23 protein-coding genes are annotated in these 21,948 nt (G+C 36.3%); 21 read left to right on the top strand and 2 right to left on the bottom strand.

Features of this window, described 5'->3' with window-relative positions:
* Positions 1-44: 44 nt before the first annotated feature.
* The gene (gene rpsT, locus C7J88_RS02075; protein ID WP_095116721.1) at positions 45-293 is read right to left on the bottom strand and encodes a 30S ribosomal protein S20; all 249 of its coding nucleotides are present in this window, start codon (positions 291-293) and stop codon (positions 45-47) included.
* A gap of 245 nt (positions 294-538) precedes the next feature.
* Between rpsT and lepA the strand changes: the two genes are divergently transcribed.
* The 19 genes from lepA (at position 539) to recO (ending at position 18,448) form a co-directional block, all read left to right on the top strand.
* Entirely contained in the window at positions 539-2,362 is a 1,824-nt protein-coding gene (lepA, locus tag C7J88_RS02080; protein WP_095116723.1) for a translation elongation factor 4, read from the top strand.
* Between the two features lie 69 nt (positions 2,363-2,431).
* Positions 2,432-3,553, top strand: coding sequence for a radical SAM family heme chaperone HemW (hemW, locus tag C7J88_RS02085; protein WP_095116725.1), 1,122 nt, complete (start codon positions 2,432-2,434; stop codon positions 3,551-3,553).
* A gap of 106 nt (positions 3,554-3,659) precedes the next feature.
* Positions 3,660-4,646 carry a heat-inducible transcriptional repressor HrcA gene (gene hrcA / locus C7J88_RS02090; RefSeq protein WP_095116727.1) on the top strand — a complete coding sequence of 329 codons (987 nt, stop codon included), beginning with the start codon at positions 3,660-3,662 and terminating at the stop codon, positions 4,644-4,646.
* A gap of 97 nt (positions 4,647-4,743) precedes the next feature.
* Positions 4,744-5,343: a nucleotide exchange factor GrpE gene (grpE, locus tag C7J88_RS02095; protein ID WP_095116729.1), complete on the top strand. Its 600-nt coding sequence runs from the start codon at positions 4,744-4,746 to the stop codon at positions 5,341-5,343.
* Positions 5,344-5,407: 64 nt separating this feature from the next.
* Positions 5,408-7,231, top strand: coding sequence for a molecular chaperone DnaK (gene dnaK, locus C7J88_RS02100; RefSeq protein ID WP_095116731.1), 1,824 nt, complete (start codon positions 5,408-5,410; stop codon positions 7,229-7,231).
* A gap of 122 nt (positions 7,232-7,353) precedes the next feature.
* The gene (dnaJ, locus tag C7J88_RS02105) at positions 7,354-8,490 is read left to right on the top strand and encodes a molecular chaperone DnaJ (RefSeq protein ID WP_095116733.1); all 1,137 of its coding nucleotides are present in this window, start codon (positions 7,354-7,356) and stop codon (positions 8,488-8,490) included.
* 2 nt (positions 8,491-8,492) lie between these two features.
* Positions 8,493-9,425: a 50S ribosomal protein L11 methyltransferase gene (gene prmA / locus C7J88_RS02110; protein WP_095116736.1), complete on the top strand. Its 933-nt coding sequence runs from the start codon at positions 8,493-8,495 to the stop codon at positions 9,423-9,425.
* 2 nt (positions 9,426-9,427) lie between these two features.
* Positions 9,428-10,180, top strand: a complete 753-nt coding sequence (locus tag C7J88_RS02115) for a 16S rRNA (uracil(1498)-N(3))-methyltransferase (RefSeq protein WP_095116738.1) — start codon at positions 9,428-9,430, stop codon at positions 10,178-10,180.
* A gap of 4 nt (positions 10,181-10,184) precedes the next feature.
* Positions 10,185-11,531, top strand: coding sequence for a tRNA (N(6)-L-threonylcarbamoyladenosine(37)-C(2))-methylthiotransferase MtaB (gene mtaB, locus C7J88_RS02120; RefSeq protein ID WP_095116740.1), 1,347 nt, complete (start codon positions 10,185-10,187; stop codon positions 11,529-11,531).
* Positions 11,532-11,692: 161 nt separating this feature from the next.
* A complete protein-coding gene (rpsU, locus tag C7J88_RS02125; protein WP_002471046.1) occupies positions 11,693-11,869 on the top strand; it encodes a 30S ribosomal protein S21 in 177 nt (58 codons plus the stop codon).
* 182 nt (positions 11,870-12,051) lie between these two features.
* Complete coding sequence (locus tag C7J88_RS02130) at positions 12,052-12,750, top strand: NfeD family protein (RefSeq protein ID WP_159031402.1); 699 nt, start codon at positions 12,052-12,054, stop codon at positions 12,748-12,750.
* A 16-nt stretch (positions 12,751-12,766) separates the two neighbouring features.
* Entirely contained in the window at positions 12,767-13,765 is a 999-nt protein-coding gene (gene floA, locus C7J88_RS02135; protein WP_095116742.1) for a flotillin-like protein FloA, read from the top strand.
* A gap of 13 nt (positions 13,766-13,778) precedes the next feature.
* On the top strand, positions 13,779-14,393 hold the full coding sequence (locus C7J88_RS02140; protein ID WP_095116744.1) for a hypothetical protein: 615 nt from the start codon (positions 13,779-13,781) through the stop codon (positions 14,391-14,393).
* Positions 14,394-14,591: 198 nt separating this feature from the next.
* Positions 14,592-15,539: a PhoH family protein gene (locus C7J88_RS02145; protein ID WP_095116746.1), complete on the top strand. Its 948-nt coding sequence runs from the start codon at positions 14,592-14,594 to the stop codon at positions 15,537-15,539.
* Between the two features lies 1 nt (position 15,540).
* A complete protein-coding gene (ybeY, locus tag C7J88_RS02150; protein ID WP_095116748.1) occupies positions 15,541-16,014 on the top strand; it encodes an rRNA maturation RNase YbeY in 474 nt (157 codons plus the stop codon).
* A complete protein-coding gene (locus C7J88_RS02155) occupies positions 16,011-16,349 on the top strand; it encodes a diacylglycerol kinase family protein (RefSeq protein ID WP_095116750.1) in 339 nt (112 codons plus the stop codon). The genes ybeY and C7J88_RS02155 overlap by 4 nt, the downstream gene beginning before the upstream one ends.
* Positions 16,350-16,362: 13 nt before the next feature.
* Positions 16,363-16,770: a cytidine deaminase gene (gene cdd / locus C7J88_RS02160; RefSeq protein ID WP_095116752.1), complete on the top strand. Its 408-nt coding sequence runs from the start codon at positions 16,363-16,365 to the stop codon at positions 16,768-16,770.
* Positions 16,770-17,666, top strand: a complete 897-nt coding sequence (gene era / locus C7J88_RS02165) for a GTPase Era (protein WP_095116754.1) — start codon at positions 16,770-16,772, stop codon at positions 17,664-17,666. Before cdd ends, era begins: the two co-directional genes overlap by 1 nt.
* A gap of 20 nt (positions 17,667-17,686) precedes the next feature.
* Complete coding sequence (gene recO / locus C7J88_RS02170; protein ID WP_095116756.1) at positions 17,687-18,448, top strand: DNA repair protein RecO; 762 nt, start codon at positions 17,687-17,689, stop codon at positions 18,446-18,448.
* Positions 18,449-18,546: 98 nt separating this feature from the next.
* On the opposite strand, the gene C7J88_RS02175 is transcribed toward recO, so the two are convergent.
* The gene (locus C7J88_RS02175) at positions 18,547-19,938 is read right to left on the bottom strand and encodes a glycine--tRNA ligase (RefSeq protein ID WP_095116758.1); all 1,392 of its coding nucleotides are present in this window, start codon (positions 19,936-19,938) and stop codon (positions 18,547-18,549) included.
* A 472-nt stretch (positions 19,939-20,410) separates the two neighbouring features.
* Between C7J88_RS02175 and ccpN the strand changes: the two genes are divergently transcribed.
* Together ccpN and C7J88_RS02185 are read left to right on the top strand one after the other, a co-directional pair.
* Positions 20,411-21,034 carry a transcriptional regulator CcpN gene (gene ccpN / locus C7J88_RS02180; RefSeq protein ID WP_095116760.1) on the top strand — a complete coding sequence of 208 codons (624 nt, stop codon included), beginning with the start codon at positions 20,411-20,413 and terminating at the stop codon, positions 21,032-21,034.
* Positions 21,035-21,047: 13 nt separating this feature from the next.
* Positions 21,048-21,872 (top strand): pyruvate, water dikinase regulatory protein, encoded by an 825-nt coding sequence (locus tag C7J88_RS02185; protein WP_095116762.1) that lies wholly within the window; start codon positions 21,048-21,050, stop codon positions 21,870-21,872.
* Positions 21,873-21,948 lie beyond the last annotated feature (76 nt).

The following is a 21,948-nucleotide window of genomic DNA, read 5'->3' on the forward strand; positions in this document are numbered from 1 at the left end:
ATTCAACATGAAATACGGTGAGACATAGTGATGACACTATGAAATTATTTTGCTGACATTAATTTAGATTTCATTCTATCAGCTTTGTTAGAATGAATTAAATTCTTTTGCGCAGCTTTATCAATACGTTTGATTGCTTTGCTTACTAATTCTTGTTTATTGTCAGCATTAGTTTCGATTGCTTTTTTTGCGTTTTTCACTGCAGAACGCATATCATTTTTTTGTGAAATGTTTTGGCTCTCAGCTACTTGCGTTGTTTTTACACGTTTAATAGCAGATTTAATGTTTGGCATGAAAGACACCTCCTAGAATCAACTTGGTATCAAAATAACTTTGATTACAACAGAATTTATTCTATCAAATGTGTACACAATGTGCAATCATTAATTATACAGTTAAACTTATTTTTTGATTTTATAACGACAAAGTTATTTCAAAATGCTACTTCATCTAGTTGCAATTGTGGACTAAAAACGTTATCATAGCAAAGATGTAAGAGTTTATAAATCGGGAATATGATGAAAGCGAGCAGGATGTTATGAACAATAATGAGCGTTTATCTAGACGTAAAAATATAAGAAACTTTTCGATCATTGCCCACATTGACCATGGTAAGTCAACATTAGCAGATCGAATTTTAGAAAATACAAAATCTGTCGAATCACGTGAAATGCAGGCGCAATTGTTAGATTCTATGGACTTAGAACGTGAACGTGGTATTACAATTAAATTGAATGCGGTTCGTCTAAAATACGAAGCGAAAGATGGAGAAACCTATACATTTCATCTAATTGATACACCAGGACATGTCGACTTTACATATGAAGTGTCACGCTCACTCGCTGCATGTGAAGGGGCAATCCTTGTTGTAGATGCTGCGCAAGGTATTGAAGCGCAAACGTTAGCAAATGTATATCTTGCATTGGATAACGATCTTGAGTTGATTCCTGTTATTAACAAAATCGACTTACCAGCTGCTGAACCAGAACGTGTAAAACAAGAAGTAGAAGATGTTATTGGTCTCGACAAAGATGATGCTGTATTAGCGAGTGCCAAGTCTAATATAGGCATTGATGAAATTTTAGAAAAAATCGTTGAAATTGTCCCAGCACCGGACGGCGATCCATCTGCACCACTTAAAGCGTTAATTTTCGACTCCGAATATGACCCATATCGTGGTGTTGTATCATCTATCCGTGTAGTAGATGGTGTTGTTAAAGCAGGGGACCCCATTAAAATGATGGCAACAGGTAAAAGTTTTGAAGTAACAGAAGTGGGGATTAATACACCGAAACAATTACCTGTTGATGAACTAACGGTCGGTGATGTTGGATACATTATTGCGAGTATTAAAAATGTCGATGACTCTCGTGTTGGGGATACAATTACACACGAAGACAATCCAGCAAGCGAGCCATTACAAGGTTATAAGAAGATGAATCCGATGGTATATTGCGGTCTTTTCCCAATTGACAACAAAGATTACAATGACTTGCGTGAAGCGTTAGAAAAATTACAATTAAATGATGCTTCACTTGAATTTGAACCTGAATCTTCTAAAGCACTTGGATTTGGATACCGTACAGGATTTTTAGGGATGCTGCACATGGAAATTATTCAAGAACGAATTGAACGTGAATTTGGTATTGAATTAATTGCCACTGCACCATCAGTTATTTACACAGTCATATTAAGAAATGGCGAATCTATAAAAGTCGACAACCCGGCACAAATGCCTGATCGTGATCAAATTGAGAAAGTGTTCGAACCATATGTCCGTGCGACAATGATGGTACCGAATGATTATGTGGGTGCTGTCATGGAATTATGTCAGCGTAAACGTGGTCAATTTATTACGATGGACTATTTAGATGATATTCGTGTGAGTATCGTTTACGAATTACCATTATCAGAAGTCGTATTCGATTTCTTTGATCAATTGAAGTCAAATACAAAAGGCTATGCGTCATTCGACTATGAATTTATCGAGAATAAAGAAAGCAATCTCGTTAAAATGGATATTTTATTAAATGGTGATAAAGTAGATGCTTTAAGTTTTATTGTGCATCGTGATTTTGCATATGAACGTGGCCGTGTGCTTGTAGAAAAATTGAAAACACTAATCCCAAGACAGCAATTTGAAGTACCTGTTCAAGCTGCAATTGGACAAAAAATTGTTGCTCGTACGAATATCAAATCAATGGGTAAAAACGTTCTTTCAAAATGTTATGGTGGGGATATTAGCCGTAAACGTAAATTACTTGAAAAACAAAAAGCTGGTAAAGCGAAGATGAAAGCTGTTGGTAGTGTAGAAATTCCACAAGATGCCTTTTTAGCAGTTCTTAAAATGGATGACGAGTAATCATTATAGAACTCCCAGTCACTTGAATGACAGTGTGACTTGGGAGTTTATTTCGTAGGAGGAGAACATATGCAAGATGTTAAAAGTGCTTATATCCACATTCCTTTCTGTGTAAAAATATGTACCTATTGTGATTTTAATAAATATTTTATACAACACCAGCCCGTTGATGACTATTTGACAAGTTTAATAACAGAAATGTCATGGGTTGGTAAGCGATCTTTATCAACAATGTTCGTTGGCGGGGGCACACCGACTGCTTTATCAGAAATACAATTGGAGCGCTTATTAATTGCTATCCAAGAACAGTTTGATATCAGCGGCGAATATACTTTCGAGGCAAATCCAGACGAATTAACAGAAGCAAAAGTGGCACTTTTGAAAAAATACGGAGTCAATCGATTATCATTAGGTGTTCAAACTTTTGATGAAGCTTTATTAAAAGTTTTAGGTCGTAGCCATCAACGTAAAGATATTTATACAGCAGTTACTAATGCAAGGAAGTATGGTATTCTATCTATTAGTATCGACTTGATGTATCAGCTTCCAGGTCAAACAATGGCACAATTTGAAGAAAGTTTAGACGAAGCAATTTCTCTTAATGTTGATCATATATCAAGCTATGGACTGATTTTGGAGAAGCAGACGCAGTTTTACAATCTCTATCAACGCGGCAAGTTAAATGAACCAGATGAGGATCTCGGTGCTGAAATGTATCATCATATGATTGAAAAGTTAGCAGCACATGGATTACATCAATATGAAATTTCTAACTTTGCCAAAGTCGGTCATGCATCGGCACACAATAAAGTGTATTGGAAAAATGAACCTTATTTTGGTTTCGGTGCGGGTGCAAGCGGTTATGTAGGTGGTGTAAGATATTCAAATATCAATCCTGTGCAACACTACATTGAACAGATTAGTCAAAATAAAAAGCCAATACGAATAGAAGAAGCACTCACAACTCAAGAGAAAATCGAAGAAGAGATGTTTTTAGGGTTACGTATGAATGAAGGGGTTAGTAAGGAAGTATTCTATGAAAAATATGGCATCCAACTCGCTGATTATTACCATGATGAGTTACAGCAATTAGAGCGTAAACAGTTGATTCATGAAACAGCGACGCACATAGCTTTAACGGATGAAGGTAGAGTGATCGGAAACTATGTGTTTGAGACATTTATTAAGTAAACAAATAGAAAATTAAGATTTAAGTGCTTTAACATTGACTTACTTTGACCTTTCTGATAAATTATAATTAGCACTTGAGATAAATGAGTGCTAATGAGGTGGGAACATGATTACACAAAGGCAAATTAGTATTTTAAATGCAATTGTTGAAGATTATGTTGAATTAGGCCAACCCATTGGCTCTACCACGTTAATTAAGCGACATAACGTCAAAGTAAGTCCAGCAACGATTAGAAATGAGATGAAGTTGTTAGAAGAAAATCACCTGATAGAAAAAACACATTCATCATCAGGTAGAATACCTTCCGAAGCAGGTTTTCGTCTTTATGTAGATCAATTGTTGGAACATGAAGATGTGGAAGAGCATCCAAACAAATTAAACCTTAATACATTGTTTAGTGAGAATCATTATGATATTTCAACTACATTAAATCGTCTCGCACAGTTATTTTCTGACCAAACGCACTACACGACGATTGTAGTTGGCCCAGATCATACGAAGGCTGCAATCATTAATGTCCACTTGATGAAGATCAATGATAAACATTTAATTGTCGTATTAATTTATCAAACGGGTCATGTAAAGCATTTGCATTTATCATCGACGATTACAGTTGATGATACTACTGTTATTAAGTTATCAAATTTTATTTCTAATAATCTTGATACATTTTTGAATAACGGAAAGTATCAAATAGATGCATACCGGTTGATGGACTTTAATGATCATGAAGTGGCTATATTGTTACAGGTGTACTTTCTAATAAAGGACCATCTTGATTCTGAAACATCACGTATTTATTTGGGCGGTAAACATCAATTAATCGAACGATTAAATGAAAGTACGGTGACTTCGATACAACCGATATTGAAATATGTGGAATCTGGAAAAATCACGCAATTGATTGACCAAATATCAGATGCACCGATTCATATTAGTATTGGTTCTGAGATAGATCAGAACTTAGAAGGAATTGCGATTGTGACCCGGCCATATGCTTTAGCGAATCAAATAGAAGGTCATATTGCGATAGTTGGCCCAACAGCAATGCGCTATCAAAATGTGATACAATTGCTTAGTCAAACAAGATAAAACAATTCAAGAAGTTGAGACAAAAGCGCTTAGGATATATGCAGAATCGAATGAAGCGTACAACTTTCTATGTCTTAGCTCTGATGGAGGTTTAGGAATGGCAGAAGATAAAGCGTTAAGAGAAGAAGGAACACAAGAAGAGACAGCTGAAGAAACAGTTGATTTTAACGCAACTGAATCAGAAGAAACTGTCGAACAAGAAGCTGTAAATGAAGAGCAAGTTGAAGATACAACTGAACCATCATTAGAACAGCAACTTGAATCGTTACAAGAAGAACTCGATGCTTCTCAAGAAAAATATTTAAGATTATATGCTGAATTTGAAAATTATAAGCGCCGTATTCAAAACGAAGCGGATATTCAAAAAACATACCGTGCGCAATCAGTATTAACAGATGTATTACCAACTCTTGATAATATTGAAAGAGCACTACAAATAGAAGGCGATGATGAATCATTTATTGCACTGAAAAAAGGTGTTCAAATGGTCTATGATAGCCTCATTAAAGCACTTGAAGATAATGGATTAGAGCGTATTAAAGCTGAGGGTGAACAATTCGATCCGAACTATCACCAAGCTGTTATCCAAGATGATAATCCTGAATTCGAATCAGGTGCAGTCACTGAAGAATTACAATCAGGCTATAAGTTGAAAGATCGCGTATTACGCGCATCAATGGTTAAAGTAAATCAATAATTTTTGACGAAAAACGATCATTTATGTAAAATAACATTGTTTGTAAATTAGGAGGAATTAAACTATGAGTAAAGTAATTGGTATTGACTTAGGAACAACAAACTCTTGTGTATCAGTATTAGAAGGTGACGAACCTAAAGTAATTCAAAACCCTGAAGGTGCAAGAACTACACCATCTGTTGTTGCATTTAAAAACGGTGAAACACAAGTGGGTGAAGTAGCAAAACGTCAAGCAATCACTAACCCAAATACAATTCAATCTATTAAACGTCATATGGGTACAGATTATAAAGAAAATATTGAAGGTAAAGACTACACACCTCAAGAAATATCTGCGATGATTTTACAAAACTTAAAAAATACAGCTGAAAGCTATTTAGGCGAAAAAGTTGAAAAAGCAGTTATTACAGTTCCAGCTTACTTCAACGACAGTGAACGTCAAGCAACGAAAGATGCTGGTAAAATCGCTGGTTTAGAAGTAGAACGTATTATCAACGAACCAACTGCTGCTGCATTGGCATATGGTTTAGATAAAACAGATAAAGAGGAAAAAGTATTAGTATTCGACCTTGGTGGCGGTACTTTCGACGTCTCAATCCTTGAATTAGGTGACGGTGTATTCGAAGTATTAGCAACTGCTGGTGACAATAAATTAGGTGGGGATGACTTTGACCAAGTTATCATCGACTATTTAGTAAGTGAATTTAAATCTGAAAACGGTGTAGACTTGTCACAAGATAAAATGGCATTACAACGTTTGAAAGATGCAGCTGAAAAAGCGAAAAAAGACTTATCAGGTGTTTCTTCAACTCAAATTTCATTACCATTCATTTCTGCAGGTGCAGCAGGTCCATTACACTTAGAAATGACATTAACACGTGCGAAATTTGAAGAATTAGCAGATCATCTTGTACAAAAAACAATGACACCAACACGTCAAGCAATGAAAGATGCTGGCTTATCAAATGCTGATATCGATGAAGTGATTTTAGTAGGTGGATCAACACGTATTCCAGCTGTACAAGAAGCTATCAAAAAAGAAATTGGTAAAGAACCTAACAAAGGTGTAAACCCTGACGAAGTTGTAGCAATGGGTGCTGCAATTCAAGGTGGCGTTATCACTGGTGACGTGAAAGATGTGGTACTTCTTGATGTTACACCATTATCATTAGGTATTGAAATTATGGGTGGACGTATGAATACGTTAATCGAACGTAATACAACAATCCCAACATCTAAGTCACAAGTATACTCAACTGCAGCTGATAACCAACCAGCCGTTGATATCCATGTACTTCAAGGTGAACGTCCAATGGCATCAGACAACAAAACGTTAGGTCGTTTTCAATTAACAGATATTCCACCAGCACCACGTGGTGTACCTCAAATCGAAGTAACATTTGATATCGACAAAAATGGTATCGTAAATGTAACTGCAAAAGACTTAGGTACAAATAAAGAACAAAACATTACAATCGAATCTTCATCTGCACTTTCTGACGAAGAAATCGATCGCATGGTGAAAGATGCTGAGCAAAATGCTGAAGCAGACAAAAAACGTCGTGAAGAAGTAGACTTACGTAACGAAGCAGATCAACTTGTATTCCAAGTGGACAAAACATTAACTGACTTAGGTGAAAATGTTACTGAAGACGACAAAAAAGAAGCTGAAGATAAAAAAGAAGCATTGAAATCAGCACTTGAAGGTGACGATATCGATGCAATTAAAGAGAAAAAAGAAGCACTCGAACAAGTGATTCAACAATTATCTATGAAGATCTATGAACAAGCACAACAAGCACAACAAGCTCAAGGTGGTGCTGCACAACAAGATGACACAGTACAAGATGCTGAATTTAAAGAAGTAAATGACGACGATCAAAAATAATAGATCATCATATATAGATTGACTGGTATCAGTCGCTCAAAGGGGCTAGGACAATCATCGTCCCAGCTCCTTTTACTTTAATGACATTCATTAAAATCGAAACATAAAAAGGAGAGATTGCATTGGCAAAAAGAGACTATTATGAAGTCCTTGGTCTTTCGAAGAGTGCTTCGAAAGATGAAATAAAACGTGCTTATCGTAAGCTGTCAAAAAAATATCATCCAGATATTAATAAAGAAGAAGGCGCTGATGAAAAATTTAAAGAAATCAGTGAAGCTTACGAAGTACTCAGTGATGAAAATAAACGTGCGAACTATGATCAGTTTGGACATGCCGGCGCACAAGGTGGTTTTGGACAAGGTGGCTTCAGTGGCCAAGACTTCTCAGGATTCGGCGGTGGCGGTTTCGAAGATATTTTCAGTTCATTCTTCGGTGGTGCACAGCGTCAACGTGATCCAAACGCGCCGAGAAAAGGTGACGATCTTCAATACACGATGACAGTGACTTTTGAAGAAGCGGTCTTCGGTACGAAAAAAGAAATTTCAGTTAGAAAAGAAGTTGTTTGTCATACATGTAATGGAGAAGGTGCAAAACCTGGAACGAAAAAGCATACATGTAGTTACTGTAACGGAACTGGGCATGTGTCAGTAGAACAAAATACAATTTTGGGTCGTGTCCGCACGCAACAAGTTTGCCCTGAATGTAATGGTTCTGGACAAGAATTCGAAGAACCTTGTCCAACATGTCATGGTAAAGGCACAGAAGTTAAGACAGTGAAACTTGAAGTTACTGTACCTGAAGGTGTGGACAACGACCAACAAATCCGACTCTCTGGACAAGGTTCTCCAGGTGAAAATGGCGGCCCTGCTGGTGACTTATATGTTGTATTCCGTGTACAACCATCTGATAAATTCGAACGTGATGGTGACGATGTATACTATCACCATTCTATTAGCTTTGCACAGGCGGCACTCGGCGATGAAATTAAAATTCCGACATTAAATGGACAAGGTATTTTAACGATTCCAGCAGGTACACAATCAGGCAAACAATTCCGCTTAAAAGGCAAAGGTGTTAAGAATGTTCATGGCTATGGTTACGGTGATTTGTTCGTTAATATCAAAGTGCACACACCAACCAAATTAACTGAACGTCAAAAAGAATTGTTGAAAGCATTCGCCGAAGAAAGTGGCGAAGACATAAGCGAACAACCTAGCAATTTCAAAGACAAAGCACGACGTTTCTTTAAGGGAGATTAAAAATGAATTGGATAGAATTATCTGTAACTGTAAATGAAGAAGCTGAGTCCATCGTTTCCAATCTGTTACAAGACTTTGGTTCGAATGGTGTTGCAATCGAAGACTCAAATGAAATTGGAAAAGTTAGAGAAGATAAATACGGTGAAATATTCGATTTAGATCCAACTGATTATCCAGAAACACATATGGTGATAAAAGGGTATTACACAGAAATGCAAGTAGATAATACTTTTGTAGAACGCTTAAAAGAAAAGCTATCGTCAATTGAGGAAATTGACTCAAACATTTTACAAATATCTACACAAGTTATTGAAGAATCAGATTGGGAAAATGAATGGAAAAACTACTTCCATCCGTTCCAAGCATCTGAGAAGTTCTTTATAGTACCCAGCTGGGAAACTGTCGATCAAGGTGATAACTTCTTATATATCGAATTGGATCCAGGCATGGCTTTTGGTACAGGCGATCACCCGACAACCAGTCTCTGCTTAAAAGCGATTGAACGTGTTGTAAAACCGCACCATTCTGTTATTGATGTAGGGACAGGCTCAGGTATCTTAAGTATTGCGTCACATCTCATTGGTGCCAAGTCAGTTAAAGCAATTGATTTAGATGAGATGGCTGTGAAAGTTGCAAAAGATAATTTTAAGAAAAATGGTTGTGCGAGTGAAATAGAAACAGCAACTGGTAACTTATTAACAAATGAAACAGCACAATATGATGTTGTCATTGCTAATATATTACCCCACATTATCGAATTGATGATTGAAGATAGTTACGAGCGGTTAAATCCATCTGGTTATTTTATTACATCCGGGATTATTGAAGAGAAAAGCGAGTCAATTCAAACACAAATGAAAGAAGTCGGCTATGAAATCATTGATGTCCAACATGATAATGGTTGGGTTTGTATTACTGGACAGAAGGTGAGTTAATCATGCAACGTTATTTTTTAAATGAAAACGCTGAGAATCATCAGCGTTTTTTTATCACGAATAAAGATGATATTCATCATATGTCAAAAGTGATGCGCTATACTGAAGGCGACCATATCATCATTAATTTTAATAATAGACAAACATTCGAAGCTGAAATCATACAAATCGAGAATAATTCAATAGAAATCGAGACAATGGAACAACTGGAGATTGCAACAGAAATGCCAGTGTCCATTACGGTTGCCAGTGGATTAATCAAATCTGATAAATATGAATGGCTGATTCAAAAGGCGACTGAAATGGGTGCCCATAATTTTATTGCCATTCAAATGGATCGTTCAGTCGTAAAATTAAATGACCAAAAAGCATCAAAAAAATTAGATAGATGGCAAAAAATAATTAAAGAAGCAGCTGAACAAAGCTATCGACAACTTATTCCAAACATAAAATATTACTCGAATTTAAAATATGTATATGATATGATTAGTGAATATGATTATATTCTAATGGCATACGAAGAACAGGCAAAAAATGGTGAGTCATCACAATTTAAAAAGATACTTACACAGCTTAAACCAAACGATAAAGTACTCCTCTTGTTTGGGCCAGAAGGTGGCTTTAGTGAAGAGGAAGTGGCATTATTTGAATCCAATGCACATATTGTTGGCTTAGGACCGCGTATTCTTCGTGCTGAAACAGCCCCGCTATATGCGTTGAGTGCTATTAGTTACGAAATAGAATTAATGAGGTGAAGTTATGTCAACAGTTGCCTTTCATACTTTAGGGTGTAAAGTAAACCACTACGAAACAGAAGCAATTTGGCAATTATTTAAAGAAGCTGACTACGATCGTGTTGACTTTGAACAAAACGCAGATGTTTTTGTCATCAATACATGTACAGTTACAAATACAGGGGACAAAAAAAGTCGCCAAGTGATCCGCAGAGCGATCAGACAAAATCCTGATGCAGTTGTTTGTGTAACAGGTTGTTATGCACAGACATCTTCTGCAGAAATTATGGAAATTCCAGGTGTCGATATCGTCGTTGGTACACAAGACCGTCATAAGCTTTTAGGATATATTGACGAATATCAACAAGAAAGACAACCCATTAATGGTGTAAGTAATATCATGAAGAATCGTACATATGAAGAATTAGATGTACCTTACTTCACTGATAGAACACGTGCATCACTTAAAATTCAAGAAGGGTGTAATAACTTCTGTACATTCTGCATCATTCCATGGGCACGTGGATTGATGCGTTCTCGTGATCCACAAAAAGTAGTGGAGCAAGCAACACAACTTGTGCAATCTGGTTATAAAGAAATCGTACTCACTGGTATTCATACAGGTGGTTACGGTCAAGACTTAAAAGATTACAACCTGGCACAATTATTACGTGATCTTGAAACAGTGGATGGTCTAGAACGTATTCGTATTTCATCTATTGAAGCAAGTCAATTAACTGATGAAGTCATCGATGTATTACAGCATTCAACAAAAGTTGTACGTCATTTGCACATTCCATTACAATCAGGTTCTGATAGTGTGTTAAAACGTATGCGCCGAAAATATTCAATGGCTCATTTCTCTGAACGCATTAAAAAGCTACATGCCGCATTACCAGGTCTTGCAGTAACAAGTGATGTTATTGTTGGTTTCCCTGGTGAGACTGAAGCAGAATTTCAAGAAACATATGATTTCATTGTGCAACATCAATTTTCTGAGTTACACGTATTCCCATATTCACCAAGAATTGGGACGCCTGCTGCACGTATGGACGATCAAATCGATGAAGAAGTCAAAAATGAACGTGTGCACAAGTTAATCGAGTTAAGTAACCAACTTGCCAAAACATATGCATCACAATTTGAAAATGATGTTTTAGAAGTGATTCCAGAAGAAAAAAGTGCTAAAGATGGTGTACTCGTAGGATATGCCGATAACTATATGAAGGTAGAATTTGAAGGCGATGTCTCACTTATCGGTGAAATCTGTAAGGTGAAAATTGATAAAGTAGGATATCCAATCAACTACGGTACATTCCTAAGAACGGTTGAACATGCAAATAATCAATCTGAATTTGAAATGCTAGCATAAAATTATAAAGTATTTATATAAAAAAATGGTTGTTATCCATAAAAATGTAAATTTGTTGATTGACCGTGAATAAGATTTATTTTATACTAATTTATACATGGTGAGTCACTATGTAAATATGAAAAAAAGTTTTTTTGATATTTGGAGGGAGGGAAATACAGATGTCTAAAACAGTAGTCCGTAAAAACGAATCACTAGAAGATGCATTACGTCGTTTTAAGCGCTCAGTGTCAAAAAGCGGTACAATTCAAGAAGTTCGTAAGCGCGAATTCTATGAAAAACCAAGCGTAAAACGTAAGAAAAAATCTGAAGCTGCTCGTAAGCGTAAATTCAGATAATCATTAATGTGTTGAACTCCCTCAACATTCAAAATTAATGATATATGAATCTCAAATTTTGGTTAAGTTCCAAAGTTTGAGATTCTTTTTTTCTATGATTTTATACTGTTATAGGTATGACTATAAGTACATAGAAAATTCATGTATACTTAATAAAGAGAGTGAGGTGAATTAAGTACAAGATGGGTTTACATACGTCGATCGTCAGTGGGGCTATTACATTTCAAGAAGGGATGTATCAATTTGGTGTTTGGATGACGTCACCAATGGTATCTCTTATCTTAACCTGTCTCATCTTTCTTGGTTTTGTTTACCAACTGTATTCAAATCGTATTCATTTTGCGGGTATCATTTCTATTATTTCATTTTTACTTTTATTGCTAGGATTTATTGTATTAGGAGATGTGTCTGCAATTACGTTATTGATGATTATAATAGGAGTTATTCTGGTCATCATTGAACTTTTTGTTGTTGGTGCAGTGCTAGGAATCATTGGTATGGGTCTTATTATCTTTAGTTTAATCACAATTGGTGATAACTTATCGATGATGCTCTTAAATGTATTTGTTGCATTAATTTTAAGTATTATTGAGTGGGTGATTTTAGTGAATATTTTCAAAAAAACAATTTCTATATTTGAGAATGTCGTGTTGAAAGATTCTACAAATAAAGAATCTGGTTACACATCGCATAATGATCGCTCTCATTTAGTGGGAGAGGTCGCTACGACACTCACAGATTTGCGCCCGTCCGGTATCATTCTCTTAAATAATGAACGGATTGATGCGGTATCAGAAGGTCCTTTTATATTAAAAAATTCACAGGTTGATATTGTTGAGGTTGAAGGGACTCGGGTCGTTGTAAGATTAACAAAATCGTAAAAGGAGATGGCAAAATATGTTTTCAGCAGGATTTATTTCTTTAATTATTATCGCAGTTCTCGTCGTAGTCGCATTAATGATTTTATTTTCATTCGTACCGATTGGACTGTGGATTTCTGCATTAGCTGCAGGCGTTAAAGTCAGCATCGCCACATTAGTGGGTATGCGCTTACGTCGTGTATCACCTAGAAAGGTAATTGGTCCTTTAATTAAAGCGCATAAAGCAGGTTTACAGATTACAACAAACCAATTAGAATCACATTACTTAGCAGGTGGTAACGTTGACCGAGTGGTTGATGCCAATATCGCAGCACAACGTGCCGATATTAATTTACCATTTGAACGTGGCGCAGCAATTGACTTAGCTGGCCGTGACGTATTAGAAGCAGTTCAAATGTCTGTTAATCCTAAAGTGATTGAAACACCATTTATCGCAGGTGTCGCAATGAACGGGATTGAAGTAAAAGCGAAAGCGCGTATCACAGTGCGTGCTAATATTTCACGCTTAGTGGGTGGTGCTGGTGAAGATACAATCATCGCCCGTGTTGGTGAAGGTATCGTTTCTACAATTGGTTCAAGTGAACACCATACAGAAGTACTTGAAAACCCTGATAATATCTCTAAAACTGTTTTAAGTAAAGGTCTTGACTCAGGTACAGCCTTTGAAATTTTATCAATTGATATCGCCGATGTGGATATTAGCAAAAACATTGGTGCAGACTTGCAAACAGAACAAGCAATTGCTGATAAAAATATCGCACAAGCAAAAGCTGAAGAACGTCGTGCAATGGCCGTAGCACAAGAGCAAGAGATGAAAGCACGTGTTCAAGAAATGCATGCAAAAGTTGTGGAAGCTGAAGCTGAAGTACCACTTGCAATGGCAGAAGCATTACGTTCGGGTAACATCAGTGTGAAAGAATATTATAATTTAAAAAATATTGAGGCAGATACTGGTATGAGAGAAGCCATTAACAAGCACTCTCAAGAGCAAAACAATACACCGTCTGATCAATAAATGAGGTGATCTTATGAGTATGGGTTTCATTATTTTCCTCATTACAATTGCCTTTTCATTATTTAGTGCAATGGGGGATAAACAGCATGAAAAACGTCAACAGCATCAACCACCTCGTCCTAAAAAGCATTTAGATACACCTGAAAAAGGATTCTTTGAAAAGGTACAAGAATCCTTAGCAGAAATAGAAGAGGCTTTCTCGGAACAAGAACAACCAGATACTGAAAAGCCAGCTGAGCCCTCACAACAACAAAAGCCTGTTGAACAACCAAAGCGTCCTGAAGTTGTACAGACTGAGAATACAACACAATCGACGGTATCAAGCCGACGAAATGATGGTGAACAACAACGCCAACGATTAAATGATATGGTTGCTGAACGTATGAATCAGCTAGATAATGAGTTGCACCGTGAACGTCAAAAACAGCTAGCTAGAGTTGAGCGTCGTGCAAGAATGATTATTGAAGATGAATACTTATCTAATCGCACGAAGCAAATCAAGTTGAAGGCTTTGATGGATACAACAAATGTAAAGAATGCTTCAGATAGAAAAATGGCATTTTCAGAAAATGAAGTGATTAATGGGGTTATCTGGTCTGAGATTTTAAACAAACCAAAACAATTATAAAATTGCATGAGCTGTAAGACAAAATATGTCTTTACAGCTCTCTTTTTATGTCTAGATGTTCTCTCGTAATAAAGTATTTATATCAAAACGAAATACGAAAATCATGCTATAATAAAAGGGAATATGAATAGGTTTATTTGTACCTAATCTCAGTTTTTTGTTAGATTAAGGTCAACAATTATGTAAAGGAGCGACTGTATGCCTGAAATTATTCAGATTGATGATATTCACCAAGCACAAGCGTTACTCGGTACGAATGATGAACATATTACGCTTGTTGAAAATGCATTTGGTGTGATCATTCATGCACGTGGACAAGAGGTTGCAGTAAAAGGACAAAAAGTTGAAGATGTGACTGCAGCTGAGTCAGTTTTACGCAACTTATTAAAAGTCATTGAGAAAGGTGAGTCGATTGCTGTTAAAGATGTTCAAGCAGCAATAAAGATGGCTAAAAATGGGACAATTAACCATTTGATCGATTTATACGATGAAGCCATCACAAAAGATGCGTATGGTAAAACAATACGTCCAAAAACGATGGGGCAACGTATGTATATTCATGCGATGAAACAACATGACCTTGTGTTTGGAATTGGACCAGCCGGGACTGGTAAAACATTCTTAGCTGTTGTTTACGCTGCAAAAGCACTCCGCGCTGGCGAAGTAAAACGCATTGTACTCACAAGACCAGCTGTTGAAGCTGGAGAGTCTCTCGGATTTTTACCAGGAGATTTAAAAGAAAAGGTTGATCCTTATTTAAGACCTTTATATGACGGATTGCATACAGTTTTGGGGGTAGAACAAACTACACGTTTCATCGAACGTGGTGTCATTGAAATCGCACCTCTCGCATATATGCGTGGACGAACACTAGATGATGCATTCGTCATACTCGATGAAGCACAAAATACAACGCAAGCACAGATGAAGATGTTTTTAACACGTCTTGGTTTTGGTTCTAAGATGGTTGTCACAGGAGACAGAACTCAAATCGACTTGCCAAAAGGGGTCAAAAGTGGCCTTGTAGAGGCTGAACAACGACTAAAGGGAATTAAAGGTTTAAGTATCCAACATCTTGACCAAGCAGATGTCGTACGTCATCCACTTGTTGGACGTATCATTACGAGATATGAGGAGGAAGCATAATATGTTTACGATTGACTTCAACGATCATACAGGTTTAGTAGAACAAACTTGGATTGATCAAATTGAGCGCCTATTAACATTTGCGAAACAGCAAGAAGGAATTGATGAGTCAGCAGAATTATCCGTGAGCTTTGTCGATCAAGAAGAGATTCAAGCAATCAATCGAGATTATCGAGATAAAGATAAAGTGACAGATGTTATCTCATTTGCATTTGAAGAAGATGAAGATGTGTTCGAAGGTTTTGAAGGTGCTGAAATTCCTCGTGTCTTAGGCGATATCATTATTTGTACAGATGTTGCAAGAGCACAAGCAGCACAGTATAACCATTCATTTGAGCGTGAGTTAGGATTTCTTGCACTCCATGGCTTTTTACATTTACTCGGCTACGATCATATGACAGAAGCTGATGAAAAAGAAATGTTCGGACGACAAGATACGATACTCAACGCATTTGGATTAACGAGAGACGCATGATTGAACGTTTTAAACATGCATTTGAAGGCGGATGTACACTTTTAACGAAAGATCGTAACTTCATCTTACACATTATTGCTGGCGTAATGGTGTTTATACTCGGTATGATATATGACATTAGCAAACTTGAATGGTTATTTGTTGTCTTAGCAATCGCACTTGTTTGGCTCACAGAAGCTTTAAATACGGCGATAGAGTATACTGTCGACCTCGTAACAAAAGACTATCATATCGATGCAAAAAGAGCGAAAGACATAGGCGCATTTAGCGTGCTACTCGCTTCTTTACTAGCAGTAATTATCGGTTTAATGATATTTGTACCAAAATTACTATAAGGAGAGAACGCATATGACATATACAGACAAACATTTTGAAGAAGTAAGAAAAGCACAACAAAATGCTTATGCACCATACAGTGAATTCAAAGTGGGTGCGTATCTTATTACGAAGGACGGGCATCATTTTTATGGTGCAAATATTGAAAATGCAGCGTATCCAGCGACTATTTGTGCTGAGCGTTCTGCACTCGTTGCCGCTATGTCACAAGGCTATCGACTAGGTGATTTTGAGTCAATTACAGTTACTGTTGATAGTGATGAAGTCTCATCACCATGTGGTTCATGCCGACAAGTACTTAAAGAATTATGCGATGATGAAATGCCTGTTTACATGACGAATCATAAAGGTGAGATGAAGTCATTAACTGTCGCGGAGTTATTGCCGCTCGGATTTTCAGGAAAGGATTTAAATAAATAATGAATGAATATAAATCAGGATTTGTGACGATTATCGGTCGTCCGAATGTAGGAAAGTCAACATTTGTTAATAGAGTTATCGGCCATAAGATTGCGATTATGTCTGATAAAGCACAAACAACTCGCAACAAAATCCAAGGTGTCATGACTCAAGATGATGCACAAATTATTTTCTTAGATACTCCCGGTATTCACAAACCAAAACATAAACTTGGAGATTATATGATGAAAGTCGCTAAGAATACGCTTTCAGAAATTGATGCGGTCATGTTTATGGTGAATGCGAATGAAGAGATCGGTCGTGGCGATCAGTACATTATGGAGATGCTAAAAACAGTTAAAACACCTGTCTTTTTAGTATTAAATAAAATTGATTTGGTGCATCCTGATGAATTAATACCAAAAATTGAAAAATACCAATCATACATGTCATTTTCAGAGATTATACCTATTTCAGCATTAGAAGGACATAATGTCGATCATTTTATAAATGTGTTGAAAAGCTATCTTCCTGAAGGACCACAATACTATCCAGATGGTCAAATTTCAGACCATCCTGAACAATTTGTTGTGAGTGAATTAATTCGTGAAAAAATCCTTCAAACAACGTCTGAAGAAATCCCACACTCCATCGGCGTTAATGTCGAACGTATGATTCAAGAGTCTGAGGATCGCGTACATGTAGAAGCTGTTATCTATGTAGAACGAGACTCACAAAAAGGGATTGTCATCGGTAAGGGTGGTAATAAACTAAAAGAAATCGGGAAACGCGCACGCCTAGATATTGAATATCTACTAGGTTCTAAAGTGTATCTTGATTTATGGGTAAAAGTTCAAAAAGATTGGCGTAATAAATCTCAATTCATCAAACAGATGGGCTACGTAGAAGACGAATAGGATATAAGGTGGGGCGATAAATGCTCGTCAAACAAAAAGGAATTATTATTAAAACCGTTGACTATGGTGAATCAGATAAAATTATTACGATTTTAAATGAACATGGTGCCAAGATTCCATTAATGGTTCGCCGTGCAAAGAAAGTGAAGTCGGGATTACAGGCAACAACTCAACTCTTTGTCAAAGGTTTGTTCATATATAATAAATGGCGTGGTATGGGGACGTTAACTTCAGTGGATGTCATCGATAGTTACTATGATCTGCGTGTAGATTTAATAACAAATAGCTATGCGAGTTTATGCTTAGAAACAATTGATGGGGCAATGGATACAGATCAGGTTGATCCACAAATGTATGCTTTGTTAGAGTTTGCATTAACACAAATTGAGAAAGATGTTTCAGCACAATTAATTGCGAATATTGTTATGTTAAAATGTATGACATATTATGGTTTTGATATTAACTTAACGCAATGTGCCGTGAAGCATACAGAAGAGCCAGGTGAATTTGTAGGATACAGTTTTAAATATGATGGTGTTATTTCAAAATCAGCTGCACATTTGGATCCACATCTCATGCCATTGACTAACAAAGCCTTATATCTTATGGCAATTTTAAAGCAACTCCCACTGTCAAAAATCAATTCTATTTCCATTCATGACGATATCGTAGAAGAGATGTCACAATTCATCTTGTTGATTTACAAAGAATATTCGGGCATGTATTTTAAGAGTCAGCGTTTAATCAATCAACTCAGACGTTTTAATTCAACATTCGAATAATACAAAAAGCATTGCATAGAGGCCTGTCTGAGTCTCTATGCAATGCTTTTTTCTAGAAAAGGTCCAGGCAATCTAATAAGACACCTGGCCAAACTATATTAGAATTTAACTTTTTCAGCTAAGAATGCATTTAATTCACTAATTGGCATACGTTCTTGCTCCATTGTATCACGGTGGCGAACTGTCACTTGTTGATCTTCTAATGAGTCGAAGTCAAATGTAATACAATATGGTGTGCCGATTTCGTCTTGTCGACGGTAACGTTTACCAATTGATTGTGATTCGTCAAAGTCTACTACAAAGTCTTCGCTTAATTGTTCATAAACTTTAATCGCATCAGCAGATAATTTTTTGCTCAATGGTAAAATCGCTGCTTTGTATGGTGCGATAGCAGGGTGGAAGTGTAATACTGTACGTGCATCTTTACTACCTTCAACACCTTCTTCATCGTATGCATCACATAAGAACGCTAATGTCACACGGTCTGCACCAAGTGATGGTTCGATACAGTATGGAATGTATTTTTCATTCGTTTCTGGATCATGATATTTGAAGTCATCGCCAGAATGTTCACTATGTTGTTTTAAGTCATAGTCTGTACGACTTGCGATACCCCATAATTCACCCCAACCGAATGGGAAGCGGAACTCGATATCTGTTGTTGCATTAGAATAGTGTGATAACTCATCTTCATCATGATCACGTAGACGTAAGTTTTCATCTTGTAGACCAAGATCTTTCAACCATTTAGCTGAAAATTCTTTCCAGTAGTTTTGCCATTCAATTTCAGTACCTGGTTTACAGAAGAATTCAAGCTCCATTTGTTCGAATTCTCTCGTACGGAAAATAAAGTTACCAGGTGTAATTTCGTTACGGAAAGACTTACCAATTTGACCAATACCGAATGGCAATTTCTTTCTCATTGAACGTTGTACATTTTTATAGTTTACAAAGATACCTTGTGCTGTTTCAGGACGCATAAAGATTTCATTAGTAGAATCTTCAGTAACACCTTGGAAAGTTTTAAACATTAAGTTGAATTGACGAATATCTGTCCAGTTAGCAGTACCGCTTACAGGACAAGTAATACCTTCTTCTTCAATAATACGTTTCATTTCATCAAAACTTAAGCCGTCAGCAATGAAGTTTTCATCACCTTTAACGTTTGCCATGTAGTCTTCAATGAGTTTATCCGCACGGTAACGAATTTTACTATCTTTGTTATCGATCATTGGATCGTTGAAGTTACCGATGTGACCTGAAGCTTCCCAAGTTTTTGGGTTCATCAAAATAGCTGCATCTAAACCAACGTTATATGGTGATTGTGTAATGAACTTTTTCCACCATGCTTTTTTGATGTTGTTTTTTAATTCAACACCTAATGGACCGTAATCCCATGTGTTTGCTAGACCACCGTAGATTTCACTACCTGGAAAAACGAATCCTCTGTGTTTCGCTAATTGAACAATTGTATCCATATTTTTTTCCATATATGTTCACTCCTTAAAAATAAAAAGTCCCAAGGAAAAGAAAAGAATTCTTAACCTTGGGACGAATTAACATAATAATCCGCGGTTCCACCCAAATTAGTGTCTCCACTCACTTTAATCACTTTAAATTGTATGCCAATAAATGTTGTTAAGCTTTCACCATCCTTAACTCGCTTTAATCATTATTTTATGTCATCATCGTACGAAAGGCAAGTGAAAACATAATTGTGTCTGAATTAATTACAAGCTATAATAGTATTTATAATAAAATTTACAAATAAAAATTGTTTAAAGCGCTGTCTTTAAATATTTAATTGCTTATTGTACAAATAAATATGATGCTGATATTGAGAAAAGGAGGGAATTCTGCTATTTAACGAGCATGAGGTAGATATAAACACGTAGGGGTATGAAGTGAAAATATCGCTTAATCATAATAGTTTATCTACTTCTTAAATAGACAGATATAATCATAGAACTCAATCAACGACAAGAGAAAATTGTAGAGATTGTTAAGTCATCTGGACCAATTACTGGAGAAAAAATAGCTGAACAATTGAATTTAACACGTGCAACATTACGTCCTGATTTAGCAATTTTAACAATGTCAGGATTTTTAGAAGCACGACCACGTGTTGGTTATTTCTATACCGGGAAGTCACGCACACAACTTTTGACAGAGCCGTTAAAAAATAAAATTGTAAAAGATTATCAATCACATCCGGTTATTCTAAAAAGTGACGTAACAGTATATGATGCAATTTGCTCCATTTTTATTGAAGATGTTGGCACTTTATTTATTGTAAATGAAGAAAATGACCTTGTCGGTGTCGTATCACGTAAAGATTTGCTACGATCATCTATGGCAGGGCAAGATATACACAGTATACCAGTCAACATTATTATGACTCGAATGCCAAATATTGTTCTACTCAATGAGAATGACTATGTGCTTTATGCTGCGAAACAAATGATTACGAAAGAAATAGATTCCATTCCAATTGTAAAAGAGAAAGAAAATGGCAATTACGAAGTGACAGGACGTATTTCAAAAACAACGATAACAAAACTATTTGTATCATTATTTGATCAATAGGAGGCAACCAACGATGACTTATACAAAAATTATTATCGCATCAGATTCAGTTGGTGAAACTGCTGAACTAGTTGCAAAAGCATGTATGTCACAATTCTATAATTGTGAACTAAAAACAGATATTCTGCGCTATCCATATATCGAAACAAAACAAAATGTAGAAGATGTAATCGATATGGCGAAAGATTGTAACAGTATTCTTATCTATACACTTGTTAAACCTGATATTCGTGAATATATGGAAGCATTAATCGAGACGCATAAAATAAGATCAATCGATATTATGGGTCCAATTATGCAAGCGATGCAACACGTTTTTGAACAAGCGCCACTTAATGAACCGGGGATTGTTCATAAACTGGACGAAGATTATTTCAAAAAAATTGAAGCGATGGAATTTGCCGTAAAATATGATGACGGTAAAGATCCTAAAGGGCTTCCAAAAGCTGACATCGTGTTGATTGGTGTTTCTAGAACTTCAAAAACACCTATTTCACAATATTTAGCACATAAGCGATATAAAGTGATGAACGTTCCAATTGTTCCAGAAGTCAATCCGCCGGAGATGTTATTCGAGATTGATCCTAAGAAATGTGTTGCTTTAAAGATTAGCCCAGAAAAATTAAATGCGATTCGTAAAGAGCGCTTAAAACAACTCGGTCTCTCAGACTCTGCACGTTATGCAGATGACAAGCGTATTGAAGAAGAACTAGATTACTTTAATCGCATCGTAGAAAAAATAGGTTGTCCTGTGTTAGATGTTTCTGAAAAGGCGATTGAAGAAACCGCAAATAACATTATTCAAATTATTGAGCATAAAGATTCCTTTTTACATTAAAAAACAGTATAATAGAGACGTTACACTAAATTGCAACAATTGTTTGAGATAGTGATATGGAATACAAATTAATGGG

This window comes from Staphylococcus muscae (assembly GCF_003019275.1).
Taxonomy (GTDB): Bacteria; Bacillota; Bacilli; order Staphylococcales; family Staphylococcaceae; genus Staphylococcus; species Staphylococcus muscae.